Consider the following 12961-nt stretch of genomic DNA (forward strand, 5'->3'; position numbering starts at 1 on the left):
TGTACGCCCTTGGCCCACCAGGCGGACCGTTACTGCGCGCTTAAGCATGAGAAACGCTGGGTGACATCTGCTGCCAGATGTGACAAACCGGGCGCCTGTGGGTAGAACAACGGGGCGGCACGACGGGCGACGCATGTCCCAGTACGGGAATCTTCACCGCCGACCGGACGTTGACCGGATGACGACGACAGCGACACCTGTCCTGTGGGCGAGAAGCCCGGGAGGCACGATTCATGAGTGAGCGAGCTCTTCGCGGCACGCGACTCGTGGTGACCAGCTACGAGACCGACCGCGGCATCGATCTGGCCCCGCGCCAGGCGGTGGAGTACGCATGCCAGAACGGACATCGATTCGAGATGCCCTTCTCGGTAGAGGCGGAGATTCCGCCGGAGTGGGAGTGCAAGGCGTGCGGCGCCATGGCACTCCTGGTGGACGGCGAGGGTCCTGAGGAGAAGAAGGGCAAGCCCGCGCGCACGCACTGGGACATGCTCATGGAGCGGCGTACCCGTGAGGAGCTGGAGGAGGTGCTGGCCGAGCGGCTGGCGATCCTGCGCTCCGGTGCCATGAACATCGCCGTGCATCCGCGCGACACTAGCCGTAAGTCTGCCTGAGCCGCACGGCAGTACTGACGCACAAGGGCCGGGGCCACTGCTTGCGCAGTGGCCCCGGCCCTTGTCGCGCCCTCACTCCTTGTCGTCGCGGACGACCTCGTTCCGGCTCGCGCCGTGGTTCCGGCTCCCGTCGTCATCACGGACCACCTCGCCCTGGATGACCTGGCCGTCAGGCGAGCCCTCGGCCGGACCCGCACCCGGCTGCCGCCCCGGCCCGCCCGGCCCGAAGGCGACGCCCAGCGAGCCCGGCGTGTAGCCCATCCGGCGCGACAGCGCGGCCTCGGTGCGCCGCCGCAGCAGCGCCGCCGTCGGCGGGAACAGGCACAGCAGCGCGGCCACGTCCGAGAGCAGCCCCGGGATCATCAGCAGCAGCCCGCCGAGCATGGTGAACGAGTTGCCGGTGCGCCCCGGCTGCTCGGCGGGCTCGGCGCCCGACTGCATGGTCCGGGCCAGGTTCTGCCAGGCCCGGCGCCCCGCCCGCTTGACGACGGCCGCGCCGCCGACCGCGCCCGCGACCAGCAGCAGGAAGACGGTGAACCCGCCGGCCGCCCCCGCGACCAGGGTCAGCAGCCAGATCTCCAGCACCAGCCAGGCGGCGATGCCCAGCGGTACGAACGTGCGGGCACGGCTGCGCTTCGGGCGGGTCGGGTCGCTCTGTGGGGATGCGCCGGTCATCATGCCTCCAAGTGTGCCCGGGCCCGGGCACCGCACGGACCCCGGGGCCGTGGATCCGTAAAGGCCCGGACGTGAATCCACAGGGAATCGGCGGCGGCGGTCCGGGTACCCGCCGCCGCGGAGGTGGCGGAATGGCCGGTGTGCTCGAAGTGCTCGCCTGGTGGCTGGTGCTGACCGGGGTCTGGCTGGTGCTCATCAGCACCGTCGACTCCCTGGAGGTCATGGTGGGCGCCGCCGCCGCGCTGCCCACCGCCCTCGTCGCCCGCGCCGCGCGCCGGGTGGTGACGGGGCGGTGACCGCGGCCGACGGCTGGCTGCTGGTGGCGCTGGTGCCCTTGCTCGCCCTCGTACCGGTGCTGTGGTGGATCTCCCGCGGAGCGCCCGGGGACCGGCTGATCGCCCAGAACCTCAGCTCGCTGCTGGGCGGTCTGGCGCTGCTCCCCGCCGCGCAGGGCTTCGGCCGCCCCGCGTACGTGGACGTGGCGCTCGTCCTGTCCGTGCTCGGGCCCACCGGCACGCTGATCTACGCCCGCTTCCTCGGCGTCCTGCCCAGCTCCCGGCTGGTGCGCCGGACGGCCCTGCTCGGGGTCCCGGCGATCGTGCTGCCACTGTGCGTGGCGACCGGGCCCGGCCGGGCCATGGGGAAGCTGCTGCTCATCGGGGCGCTGCTGATCGCGGGCAGCGTGGTGACCAGCGCGGGCGGCGGGCGCCCCGGCAAGGGCCCGGCGAACGGGGGCCGTACGGCATGACCGATGCCCTGATCGTCGTGGCGCTGCTGCTGGTCGCGGGCGCCGCCACCGCCGCCGTGCTCAACCGCGACCCGGTGCGGCAGGCGCTCGTGCTCTCGTTCCTCGGGCTGGCGCTGGCCCTGCTGTTCACGTTCCTCCAGGCCCCGGACGTCGCGCTGTCCCAGCTCGCGGTCGGCTCCGCGGTGACCCCGCTGATGATCCTGCTGACCGTACGGAAGGTGCGCCGCCGCCCCGGGGACGAGCCGGGCGATCCCGGCGAACGCGAGCGCGGGCGATGAGCGCCCGCGGCCGGCTGTGGCTCTTCCTGGCGGGAGCGGCCGTCTTCGCGGCGCTGTTCGCCACCGCCTGCTTCGCCCTGCCGCCGTTCGGCAGCGCTCACCATCCCTACGGGGAGCGGGCCGTGCGCGCCGCCCTCGGCCACCACACGGCCAACGTGATCGCGTCCGTCAACTTCGACCTGCGCGCCCTGGACACGCTCGGCGAGGAGACGATCCTGTTCGGCGCGGTGCTCGGCACCATCGTCCTGCTGCGCCAGACCGCCGACGAGGAGCGCAAGCGGCCCGCGCCCGACGTGGTGCATCCCCGGGTGCGCTGGTTCGCGCTGCCGATGCTGCCGCTCGCGATGCTCGTCGGCCTCTATGTGATCGCGCACGGCCAGGTCAGCCCGGGCGGCGGCTTCCAGGGCGGGGTGGTCACGGCCACCGCGCTGCACCTCCTCTACCTCGCCGCCGACTACCGGGCGCTGGAGCGCGTCCGGCCGGTCGCCCTGTACGAGATCGGGGACGCCGTCGGCGAGGCGGCCTATGTCGTCACCGGGCTCGGGGCGGTCCTCGCGGGGTCGGCGTTCCTCGCCAACGTCCTCCCCCTCGGCACCTTCGCCACCCTGTCCTCCGGCGGCACGGTCATCCTGCTGAACGCGGCCGTCGGCATCGAGGTCACCAGCGGGATCGTCGTCCTGCTGGCCCGGTTCCTGGACCAGGCCGTGGAGATCGAAAACGCCAGTGACAAACACCAGTGACAACGGAGACGACGGAAAGGAGCGGGTGTGACGGTCCTGCCGTACCTGATCGCCGGATGGATCTTCCTCATCGGGGTGTACGGGCTGGTGACCAGCCGGAACCTGATCCACGCCGTGGGGTGCCTGGCCGTCGCCCAGTCCTCCACGTACGTCCTGCTGCTCGGCGTCGGCTACCGCCGCGGCGGCACCGCCCCGGTGTTCTCCGACGCGCCCACCGACAGCCGCGTCGTCGACCCGGTGGTCCAGGCGCTCGCCCTCACCGACATCGTGGTGGGCGCGACGGTGACCGCGCTGCTGCTCGCCCTCGTCGTCCAGCTCCGCAAACGGCACGGCACGGTCGACCCGGACGCGCTGTCCGAGCTGAAGGGCTGACCGGATGGACACCGCGCGGCTGCTGCCGCTGGTCGTCGCCGTACCGCTGCTCGGCGCGGCGGTGCTGGTGGCCGCCGGGCGGCGGCTGCCCCGGCTCGCCTCCGACGTCCTGGGCTGCGCCTTCGCCACCCTCACGGCGGTACTGGCGCTGATCCTGGCGGGGCACTCCACGGACCGGCCCGTGGAATGGGTGGGCGGCTGGCACCCGGTGCACGGCGAGGGCGTGGGCATCGTGCTGGTGGGTGATCCGCTGGGCACCGGGCTGGCGGCGCTGGTCTCGCTGCTGGTGGTGGCCGTCCTGGTCTACTCCTGGCGCTACTTCGAGGAGCCGCCCGCCCACCACGCCGGCTCCTTCCCGGCGCTGATCCTGCTCTTCCAGGCGGGCATGTGCGGCTTCGCGCTGACCGGGGACCTGTTCAACGCGTTCGTCTTCTTCGAGCTGATGGGCGTCGTCGCGTACGCGCTGACCGGCTTCCGGGTGGAGGAGCCGAAGCCGCTCCAGGGGGCGCTGGCCTTCGGCGTGGTGAACTCCCTCGGCGCGTACTGCATGCTGCTGGGCATCACGCTGCTGTACGCGCGCACCGGGGAGCTGGGCTTCGCCCAGCTCGGGCGGGCGCTGGACACGCGCCCGCCGGACGCCCTGGTGCTCGCCGCGTTCGTCCTGGTGACGACCGGTCTGCTGGTGAAGGCGGCCGCGGTGCCCTTCCACTTCTGGCTGCCCGACGCGCACGCGGTCGCCCCCACGCCCGTGTGCATGCTGCTGTCCGGCGTCATGGTGGAGCTGGGCGTGTACGGGGTCGGCCGGGTCTACTGGACGGTCTTCGCGGGCCCGGGCGGCCTCGCGCACCCCGCCGTCACCCACGCGCTGCTGGCCCTCGGCACGCTCACGGCCGTGCTGGGCGCGCTCATGTGCTGGCAGCAGCGCCATCTCAAACGGCTGCTGGCGTTCTCCACGGTGGCCCACACCGGGCTGTTCCTGACCGGTCTGGCCGTGCTCTCCCCCGACGGCGTCTCCGGGACGGCGCTGTACGTCGCCGGGCACGCGGGTGTGAAGGCGGCCCTGTTCGCGTGCGCGGGCATACTGCTGGACCGGTACGCCTCCGTCGACGAGCACGAGCTGTACGGGAAGGCCCGGGAACTCCGCCTGGTGGGGGTCCTGTTCACGGTGGGCGGCCTGGCGCTGTCCGGGCTGCCGCCGTTCGGGCCGGGGCTCGGCAAGGCGGTCGCGGAGGAGGCCGCCGTCCATACGGCGGGCTGGCTGCCCGCGCTGTACGTGCTGGTGTCGGCGGTGACCGGCGGCGCGGTGCTGCGGGTGGGCCTGCGGGTCTTCGCCGGGGCGGGCCGGCCGCCGCACGACGAGCGGGGCGCGGGCCCGGAGACCACGGGCGAGGAGGAGCCGGAGACCGGCGGCCGCCTCGTGCGCGTCCCGGTGCCGATGCTCGCCGTCACGGCGGCGCTGCTGGCCGGGGCGCTGGCGGTCGGGCTGGTCCCGCCGCTGGCGTCGGCGACCGGCCGGGCCGGGGCGCTGTTCGCCGACGGCTCCGGCTACCGGCACGCGGTGCTGGACGGACGCGCGGCGTCCGCCCCGGCGTTCGCGCCGCCGCACTGGTCGGCGGCCGGGATCCTGCTCGGGCTGCTCTCCACGGCCCTCGCCGTCACCCTGGCCACCCTGGCGGTGCGGCGGCCCGCCCACACCGGGGCGGTCGCGCTGTTCGCGCCCGTACGGCGGCTGCAGTCCGGGCACGTCGGCGACTACGTCGCCTGGATGGTCGCCGGGACGGCACTGCTGACCGCGCTGACCGTCCCGGGGATCCGCTAGGGGTCCGAAGTGTCAGCGGTTGCGGCGCAGCGCGGAGATCAGCTGACTCTTCGACATCTGCGACCTGCCCTCGATCCCTGCCTTCCGGGCCTCGCGGTACAGGTCCTCCTTGGTACGCGCCTCCATGCCGCCGGACTTCGCACCCTTGGGGGCCATCGTCCTGCGCTGTGCGCTCTTGCTGCTCTTCATGGGCGTCTTGGGCATGTTCCGCCTCCTTCCGCCTTCAGTGTCCGGCAGGTGACGGACCGCCGCCCGTGGGACTACTCCGAGCGCGCACGGCCCCGGGGCGGCTACGGCTCCTTGCGGCCCAGCAGCTTGTTCACCCGCGAGCCCACGCCCCAGGACATGACGCGCCAGGCCGCCTCGGTGACGATGTCCCGGCTCATCTTGCTCTCACCGCGCTCGCGCTCGATGAACGTGACGGGGACCTCGATGACGTGGAAGCCCGCCTTGACGGCGCGCCAGGCCAGGTCGATCTGGAAGCAGTAGCCCTGGGAGGCGACGGCCTCCATGCCGAGCCCCTCCAGGGTCTCCTTGCGGAAGGCCCGGTAACCCGCCGTCATGTCGCGGATCGGCACGTCGAGCATGAGCCGGGAGTACGTGCTGCCGCCGCGGGAGATGAACTCGCGGGACTTGGGCCAGTTGACGATCCGTCCCCCCGGCACCCAGCGCGAGCCGATCACCAGGTCCGCGCCCTTGAGCGCGGTGAGCAGCCTGGGCAGTTCCTCGGGCTGGTGCGAGCCGTCCGCGTCCATCTCCACCAGGACGCCGTATCCGTGCTCGATGCCCCAGCGGAAGCCCGCCATATAGGCGGCGCCCAGGCCCTCCTTGCCCTTGCGGTGCAGGACCTTGACGTGGTCGTCCTCCACCGCCAGCTCGTCGGCGACCTTGCCGGTGCCGTCCGGGCTGTTGTCGTCGGCGACGAGGATGTGGGCGTCCGGTACGGACTCCCGGACCCGGGCGACGATCGGCGCGATGTTCTCGGCCTCGTTGTAGGTCGGAATGATCACCAGGACGGTGCCGAGCGGACCGTACTTCCGCCGTCCCCCGTCGTCCCGGGCGGTGCGGCGCGGCTCCGGACCCTCGTCCTCGGTACCGGGCCCCCCGGCCTCGGTGGTCGGCTCCTCGGCCTCGCTGCGGCGCGGCTGGTCGGCCTCGCGTGCGTCGCTCACGGCATCCGACTGTTCGCTTCTCCGCCCGCGAGGCGATTCATCAGGTTCGTTGCTCCGGCGCGGCTGGTCGGCCTCGCGTGCGTCGCTCACGGCATCCGACTGTTCGCTTCTCCGCCCGCGAGGCGATTCATCAGGTTCGTTGCTCCGGCGCGGCTGGTCGGCCTCGCGTGCGTCGCTCACGGCTGCTGCCCCTTCTTGTCCGTACGTCCCCGACGGCCGATCATGATCGCGGCCGCGCAGGACAGAACGCCCACCATAGCGAGCACCCACTCCGGGGTCGCACCGACGCGGTCGGCGAGGGTCGTGCCGTCACGCAGCGGGATGCGCGCGGTGAGCACATCTTGCGTGAATTCTTTCGTCCGCTGCTCGATCGTGCCATCCGGCGCGACGACCGCGCTGATCCCGCTGGTGGCCGCGGTGATCACCGGCCGACCGTGTTCGATGGCCCGCAGCCGGGACATGACCAGCTGCTGTTCGGGCTGGCCGCTGCGGCCGTAGGTGGCGTTGTTGGTCTGGACGACGATCGCGCGGGCGCCCGCGTTGACCGTGTCGCGGACGATCTCGTCGTACGCGACCTCGAAGCAGATCACGTCGCCCAGCCGGGCCGGACCGACCTTCAGCAGCCCGGGGTGGTCGCCGGGGTAGAAGTCGCGGGGGACGCGCTGGAGCCGGGTGATGATCTTGCTCAGTTCCTTGCGGAACGGCACGTACTCGCCGAAGGGCACCGGGTGCTGCTTGGTGTACGAGGCGCCGGGGCCGCTCCTGGGGTCCCAGACGATGCCCTCGTTGAACACGTACCCCTGCTTGGAGGGATGGTCGACCAGGGCTCCGACCAGCACCGGGACACCGATGGCCTTCACCGCCTCGTCGATCCGGGCGTAGGCCTCCCGGTACTGGAAGGGGTCCAGGTCGGAGGAGTTCTCCGGCCATATGACGAGGTCGGGCTTCTTGATCCGGCCGGCCTTGACGTCCTTGGCCAGGTCGAGCGTGGCGTCCACGTGGTTGTTGAGGATCTTCATGGGGCGGCCCAGGAAGTCCATGCCCGCCTGCTGCACATTGCCCTGCACGACGGCGACGTCCACGCTGTCGTCCGCGCGCGTCGGGATCGGCACCGCGTATCCGGCCGCGGTCACGGCGGCCGCGACGACGACCGCGCCGGCGACGGGCAGCGCGCCCCGCGCCGAGGGGCCGCCGTCCGCCCGCAGCCGCCACAGGGCGAGCGCGGCGGAGGCCAGCAGCCCACCCGTCAGCGCGACGGCGAAGGTGACCAGCGGGGCGCCGCCGAGCGCGGCGAGCGGGGTGAACGGCGACCCGGTGTTGGCGAAGGCCAGCCGCCCCCAGGGGAAGCCGCCGAACGGCACCCGGTCCCGGGCCAGCTCCTCGGCGACCCACAGACCGGCCGTCCACAGCGGCCACAGGGACGGCACCGGCAGCCGGGAGACCAGCGCGAACCCGGCGCCCATCAGCACCAGGAAGAGCGATTCGATGACGGACAGGCCGATCACCGCGTCCCAGCCGATCACGCTCAGCCACTTCAGCAGCAGCAGGAAGAACGGCAGCCCGAACGCGAACCCCGTCCAGGCGCCCTGGCGGGCGGTGCGGCCGTACGTGAGCAGGCTCAGGGCCGCCGCGGCCAGGAGGGACAGCGGCCAGACCCCGAACGGCGGGAAGGCGAACCCGAGCGCGAGCCCGGCGACGGCCGCGAGCGCGCTGCGCCCCGCCTCGCGGCGGGCGAGCCGGCCCAGGCGGCGCCACCGGCCGGGACGGTCCCCGGCGGGGGCCGCGGGCGCCTCCGCCGCGACGTCGCCCCGGTCGTCCGCACGAGGCGCGGCGGCGGGCGTCCGCGGCCCGTCCGGTCGTTCTTCGGCCGGGCCGGACGAGGCGGCTTCGGCGGTGGTGTCGGAACCCGAGGGCACGGTGCGGCCTTCCTGCAAATCAAGCTGTGATGAGGTGACCGTATAACGCGGGCGCGCGGCTGTGTCCCCGAGGTGTGGAACGCAGGGAAATCGCGGGAAAGCAGACCGGGGTTCCCTGTGTGGACCTGTTCGGATCGCTATCAGATCGATGTTCCTGGTTTCGGCGGATGCCGCCCCCTCGCGGGGGGGCGGTCCGCCGTGTGCGTGCGGATGGGGGCCCGGCGCCCTTCGGGCCGGCCTGGGACCCGCTGGCTGCGGGTCGACCGAGAGCCGTTGTCTACTGAGCGTCCGGGCCCCTCCCGGGTCGCACCTGCCGACCCGGCGACCCTTCCTCGCCCCCGTGCGCTGGACCTGGCTCCCAGTGGTGACGGCCTGGGCGGCGCGTCTCCCTCTGGCCCAGCGGCGTTCGACGACTGCGTGAAGATTCTCCGGTCGGGTGTCCAGTGGTGGACGGGGCCGAACCTACCGGCCACCGACCGGACCCTGTCAACAGTTGCATGACCTGCGCCGTTTCCTCAAATGACCAGGTCAGTACGGACAATGTTCAGCTGCCGCGACAGGCCGGTGGCACATCGTTCGGCGGTACGCGAACGCGTAGCGTCACTCGTCCGGACGGCTGTGCACGGTGCGTCCGCCCACCACCGTGCGCACGCACACGGGCAGTTGGCCGCCCGGGGTGAGGTCGGGCAGCCCGGGCGTGCCGGAGCGCGGATCGGTCGACCAGCCGGCCACCCGCGTGTCGGGGACCTGGACGACGAGTTCCCCGGTCCGCCACACCGCGTAGTCGGCGGGCGCGCCGGGCACGAGGACGCCCGCGTCGTCCCGTCCGATGGCCCGCCAGCCGCCGCGGGTGTGGGCGGTGAAGGCGGCGCGGGCGGAGACGCGGTGCTCGGGGGTGCGGTGGAAGGCGGCGGCGCGCACGGTGCCCCACGGGTCCAGCGGGGTGACGGGGCTGTCGGAGCCGAGCGCGAGGGGCACCCCGGCCCTCAGCAGCGCCGCGTACGGGTTGAGGGTGCGGGCCCGCCCGGGGCCGAGCCGCTGGGCGTACATGCCCTCCTCGCCGCCCCAGGCGGCGTCGAAGGCGGGCTGGACGGAGGCGGTGAGGCCGAGGTCGGCGAAGGCGGCGATGGTCTCGGGGGTGAGCATCTCGGCGTGCTCGACGCGGTGCCGGGCGGCGCGGACCCGGGCCAGGCCCACCTTGTCGGCGGCGGCCCGTACGCCCTCGACGACGGCGGACACGGCGGCGTCGCCGATGGCGTGGAACCCGGCCTGGACGCCGCCCTCGGTGCAGACGGCGACATGGGCGGCGACGGCGGCCGCGTCCAGGTAGGCGGTGCCGGTGGTGTGGGGCGCGTCGGCGTAGGGCTCGTGGAGGCAGGCGGTGTGGGAGCCGAGGGCGCCATCCACGAAGAGGTCTCCGGCGGCTCCGGCGGCGCCCAGCGCCCGTACCTTCTCCAGGCCGGCGGAGCCGGTCACGGCCTCGGCCCAGTAGCCGTGGACGCGGGGGCCTGGTTCCGCGGCGGCGAGCCGCAGCAGCGCGGTGAGGTCGTCCTCGCCGGAGATGCCGGGGCCCGCGCATTCGTGGACCGAGCCGATGCCCACCGAGGCGGCGTGGGCGAGGGCGGCGCGCTGGGCGTCCTCGCGCTGCCGCGCCGTCACGCTCGCGTACGCGGCGGCGCGTACGGCGTGGTGGGCGTCGGCGGTCAGCGGCGCGTCGGGGTGGTAGCCGGTGCGTCCGGTGATGTCCGGGACGCGGTCGAGCAGCGCGGTGGTGACCACCGCGGAGTGCACATCGGCGCGGCTGAGGTAGAGGGGCCGACCGCCGGTCGCCTCGTCCAGCTCGGCGCGGGAGGGCGGGCGGCCGCCGGGCCAGCCGCTGGCGTCCCAGCCATGGCCGAGAAGCATCTGGTCGGCGGGGTGGGCGGCGGCGTGCGCACGGACCCGCTCCAGGGCGTCGGCGAGGGTGGGCGCGCCCGTCAGATCGAGGCCGGTGAGGGCGAGTCCGGTGGCGGTGGTGTGCACATGCGCATCGGTGAACGCGGGGGTGACCAGCGCCCCGTCAAGCCGCACCACCTCGTCCACGCCGTCCGCGAAGCCGTCCGCGGCGCCCTCGGAGCCGACCCAGGCGATGGTGTCCCCCTCGACGATCATCGCGGTCGCGAACGGGTCGGCGGGGCTGTGCACCTCGCCCCCGCGCAGCAGGACGGTACGGCCTTCGTCGGCCTGGGCGGGGGTCGGGTCGTTCACGGCGGGCTGCCTCGCGGGTCGGTTTTCGGACGTTTCAGGGCACCGGGGAGCTATGCGTCCGGCCGGGTACGGGGTCGGTCAGACGCGCGGCGGGCGCGCCTCGTACGGGGTGGACAGGACGACGGTGGTGCGGGTGGAGACGCCCGCCAGCGAGCGGATCCGGCTGAGCAGATGCTCCAGCTCCAGCGGGGTGGCGACCCGCACCTTGAGGATGTAGTTCTCGTCGCCCGCGACGCTGTGGCACGCCTCGATCTCGGGCACCTCGGCGAGCCGGTCGGAGATGTCGTCCGGCGCGCTGGGGTCGAAGGGTTTGACCGAGATGAAGGCGGTCAGGGGCAACCCCACGGCCTCCGGGTCCACGACGGCCGCGTAACCGCGGATCACACCCCGCTGCTCGAGACGGCGGACCCGCTGATGCACGGCCGATGTGGACAGGCCGGTGGCCTTGCCCAGGTCCGTGTAGCTCATCCGCCCGTCCTTGACGAGCAGCTCCACGATTTGTCTGTCCAACTCCTCCACAGCCGATCACCTTATGTGGTCGGAGGCGTCCCGGCACAGCGGGCACACCCCGCGGACCGGCTCCGGAGACACAGCATCTGCACGGGGCATGTGACGAACGCCACATCTCTTCATGAGTGTCCTATGGGATGGGGCGATTACCTATGCGACGGCAAGGGAAATGCTTGCTGTGGCCGAGGCCGACGCGCCTGGCCAGCCCACCCGAGGGGGAAATCTCATGCCCTACGTTGAGCGCCTCGACGAAGGCGACATCGAAACCTACGAGACCTACGAAATGTTCCGGGTCTTGTGCCCCGACTGCGCGCAGCCAATCGCCCTGCTCGCGGACGAGGATGTTCTGCCGGAGCACGCGCTGTGCCCGTCTCCGTGGAACCCGTTCGGCCTGACGGTGTGTGCCGGCACCGGGCGCGGGGTGGCGGACGCCGCCGCCGCGGACGCCTCGCTCGACGCGCAGGAGGGGGACGCGGCGCTGCTGCTGACGCTGCCGGAGGGCCTGGACTGGCGGAAGCAGCCGTTCTCGCACATCGGCGGCCCGGGCTCGCGCCCGATCAGGACGCCGATGACGCTGCGCCCCGCCGCGTCCCACTCATAGCGCCCGTAAAGCCCGCAGCGCGCACGCGAACACGGCGGGGGCCCGGCAGTGCCGCGCCCCCGACCGCTCTCCTACCGGCTCTCCGGACCCGCGATGCTGCGTGCGATGACCACGCGCTGGATCTGGTTGGTGCCCTCCACGATCTGCAGGACCTTGGCCTCCCGCATGTAGCGCTCGACCGGGAAGTCCGCCGTGTAGCCGTAACCGCCGAACAGCTGGACCGCGTCGGTGGTGACGCGCATCGCGGTGTCGGTGCAGAACAGCTTGGCCATGGCCGCCTGCTTGGAGAACGGCCGGCCCGCGTCCCGCAGCCGGGCGGCGGCCAGGTAGAGGGCGCGCCCGGCCTCGATCTGGGTGGCCATGTCGGCCAGCATGAAGCGCAGCCCCTGGAAATCGGCTATCGGACGGCCGAACTGCTTGCGCTGCGCGGTGTACGCGAGCGCCTCGTCCAGCGCCGCCTGCGCGAGGCCGATCGCGCAGGCCGAGATGCCCAGCCGGCCCGCGTCGAGGGCGGAGAGGGCGATGGCGAAGCCCTGGCCCTCCTCGCCGATCCGGCGGCTGTCGGGGACCCGGACCCGGTCGAGGTGGATCTGTGCGGTGGGCGACCCGTTCATGCCCATCTTGCGCTCGGGGGCGGCCGCGGAGAGCCCGGGGGCGTCGCCGGGCACCAGGAACGCGCTGATGCCGCGGGTGCGCTCGGGGCCGGTGCGGGCGAGGACGGTGTAGAAGTCGGCGATGCCGCCGTGGGTGATCCACGCCTTGCCGCCCTCCAGCGCCCAGCTGTCGCCCTCCCGGGTGGCCCGGGTGGTGAGGGCGGCGGCGTCGGACCCGGAGGAGGGCTCGGAGAGGCAGTACGCCCCGAGCAGCCCGCCGCCGAGCATCGCCGGAAGGTGCTCGGCCAGCTGCTCCTTGCTGCCGTACCCGGCGAGGCCGTGACAGGCCAGGGTGTGGACGCTGACGCCGAGGCCGACGGTGAGGCGGGCCGCGGCCAGCTCCTCCAGGACCTGGAGGTAGACCTCGTACGGCTGGTCGCCGCCGCCGAACTCCTCGGGGTACACCAGCCCCAGCAGCCCCGATTCGGACAGCAGGGTGAACAGTTCGCGGGGGAAGTGCCCGGCGGCCTCCTCCTCGGCGGCGCGGGGGCGGATCTCCCGCTCGGTCAGCTCGCGGACGAGCGAAATGAGGTCGCGAGCTTCCTCAGTGGGCAGTTCGCGTTCCACCGGCTGCGGGCCGTGGTCGGTCATGACGGCGCTCTCCTCTCCCCGTAGGGCG

At 73.2% G+C, this 12961-nt stretch carries 15 protein-coding genes; 8 read left to right on the forward strand and 7 right to left on the reverse strand.

Annotated elements, in window-relative coordinates:
• Positions 1 to 233: 233 nt before the first annotated feature.
• Positions 234 to 611 carry an RNA polymerase-binding protein RbpA gene (locus tag ACH4SI_RS05050; protein WP_009713547.1) on the forward strand — a complete coding sequence of 126 codons (378 nt, stop codon included), beginning with the start codon at positions 234 to 236 and terminating at the stop codon, positions 609 to 611.
• A 72-nt stretch (positions 612 to 683) separates the two neighbouring features.
• On the opposite strand, the gene fxsA is transcribed toward ACH4SI_RS05050, so the two are convergent.
• Positions 684 to 1289, reverse strand: a complete 606-nt coding sequence (gene fxsA / locus ACH4SI_RS05055; RefSeq protein ID WP_398292709.1) for an FxsA family membrane protein — start codon at positions 1287 to 1289, stop codon at positions 684 to 686.
• Between the two features lie 128 nt (positions 1290 to 1417).
• Between fxsA and ACH4SI_RS05060 the strand changes: the two genes are divergently transcribed.
• The 6 genes from ACH4SI_RS05060 to ACH4SI_RS05085 are packed head-to-tail and all read left to right on the forward strand — an operon-like array spanning position 1418 to position 5243.
• On the forward strand, positions 1418 to 1582 hold the full coding sequence (locus ACH4SI_RS05060; protein WP_398292711.1) for a hypothetical protein: 165 nt from the start codon (positions 1418 to 1420) through the stop codon (positions 1580 to 1582).
• Positions 1579 to 2034, forward strand: a complete 456-nt coding sequence (locus tag ACH4SI_RS05065; RefSeq protein ID WP_398292713.1) for an MrpF/PhaF family protein — start codon at positions 1579 to 1581, stop codon at positions 2032 to 2034. The genes ACH4SI_RS05060 and ACH4SI_RS05065 overlap by 4 nt, the downstream gene beginning before the upstream one ends.
• Complete coding sequence (locus ACH4SI_RS05070) at positions 2031 to 2312, forward strand: Na(+)/H(+) antiporter subunit B (RefSeq protein ID WP_398292715.1); 282 nt, start codon at positions 2031 to 2033, stop codon at positions 2310 to 2312. The genes ACH4SI_RS05065 and ACH4SI_RS05070 overlap by 4 nt, the downstream gene beginning before the upstream one ends.
• Positions 2309 to 3052 carry an MnhB domain-containing protein gene (locus ACH4SI_RS05075; protein ID WP_398292717.1) on the forward strand — a complete coding sequence of 248 codons (744 nt, stop codon included), beginning with the start codon at positions 2309 to 2311 and terminating at the stop codon, positions 3050 to 3052. Before ACH4SI_RS05070 ends, ACH4SI_RS05075 begins: the two co-directional genes overlap by 4 nt.
• Before the next feature lie 27 nt (positions 3053 to 3079).
• Entirely contained in the window at positions 3080 to 3424 is a 345-nt protein-coding gene (locus ACH4SI_RS05080) for a sodium:proton antiporter (RefSeq protein WP_055556990.1), read from the forward strand.
• A 4-nt stretch (positions 3425 to 3428) separates the two neighbouring features.
• Positions 3429 to 5243, forward strand: coding sequence for a complex I subunit 5 family protein (locus tag ACH4SI_RS05085; protein WP_398292721.1), 1815 nt, complete (start codon positions 3429 to 3431; stop codon positions 5241 to 5243).
• A 12-nt stretch (positions 5244 to 5255) separates the two neighbouring features.
• On the opposite strand, the gene ACH4SI_RS05090 is transcribed toward ACH4SI_RS05085, so the two are convergent.
• The 5 genes from ACH4SI_RS05090 to ACH4SI_RS05110 all read right to left on the reverse strand — a co-directional run bounded on the left by ACH4SI_RS05090 (position 5256) and on the right by ACH4SI_RS05110 (position 11097).
• On the reverse strand, positions 5256 to 5447 hold the full coding sequence (locus tag ACH4SI_RS05090; protein WP_398292722.1) for a Rho termination factor N-terminal domain-containing protein: 192 nt from the start codon (positions 5445 to 5447) through the stop codon (positions 5256 to 5258).
• Between the two features lie 86 nt (positions 5448 to 5533).
• Entirely contained in the window at positions 5534 to 6256 is a 723-nt protein-coding gene (locus tag ACH4SI_RS05095; protein ID WP_398293897.1) for a polyprenol monophosphomannose synthase, read from the reverse strand.
• 335 nt (positions 6257 to 6591) lie between these two features.
• On the reverse strand, positions 6592 to 8331 hold the full coding sequence (lnt, locus tag ACH4SI_RS05100) for an apolipoprotein N-acyltransferase (RefSeq protein ID WP_398292729.1): 1740 nt from the start codon (positions 8329 to 8331) through the stop codon (positions 6592 to 6594).
• Between the two features lie 600 nt (positions 8332 to 8931).
• The gene (locus ACH4SI_RS05105) at positions 8932 to 10578 is read right to left on the reverse strand and encodes an amidohydrolase (RefSeq protein ID WP_398292731.1); all 1647 of its coding nucleotides are present in this window, start codon (positions 10576 to 10578) and stop codon (positions 8932 to 8934) included.
• Between the two features lie 78 nt (positions 10579 to 10656).
• A complete protein-coding gene (locus ACH4SI_RS05110; protein ID WP_009713557.1) occupies positions 10657 to 11097 on the reverse strand; it encodes an Lrp/AsnC family transcriptional regulator in 441 nt (146 codons plus the stop codon).
• Positions 11098 to 11314: 217 nt separating this feature from the next.
• On the opposite strand from ACH4SI_RS05110, the gene ACH4SI_RS05115 reads away from it, so the two are divergent.
• The gene (locus ACH4SI_RS05115) at positions 11315 to 11689 is read left to right on the forward strand and encodes a hypothetical protein (protein ID WP_398292735.1); all 375 of its coding nucleotides are present in this window, start codon (positions 11315 to 11317) and stop codon (positions 11687 to 11689) included.
• Between the two features lie 71 nt (positions 11690 to 11760).
• Here ACH4SI_RS05115 and ACH4SI_RS05120 read toward each other — a convergent pair whose 3' ends face one another.
• Positions 11761 to 12933: an acyl-CoA dehydrogenase family protein gene (locus ACH4SI_RS05120; RefSeq protein ID WP_398292737.1), complete on the reverse strand. Its 1173-nt coding sequence runs from the start codon at positions 12931 to 12933 to the stop codon at positions 11761 to 11763.
• Positions 12934 to 12961 lie beyond the last annotated feature (28 nt).

Origin of the sequence: Streptomyces sp. NPDC021212 (genome assembly GCF_044332925.1) — a bacterium.
GTDB lineage: Bacteria > Actinomycetota > Actinomycetes > Streptomycetales > Streptomycetaceae > Streptomyces.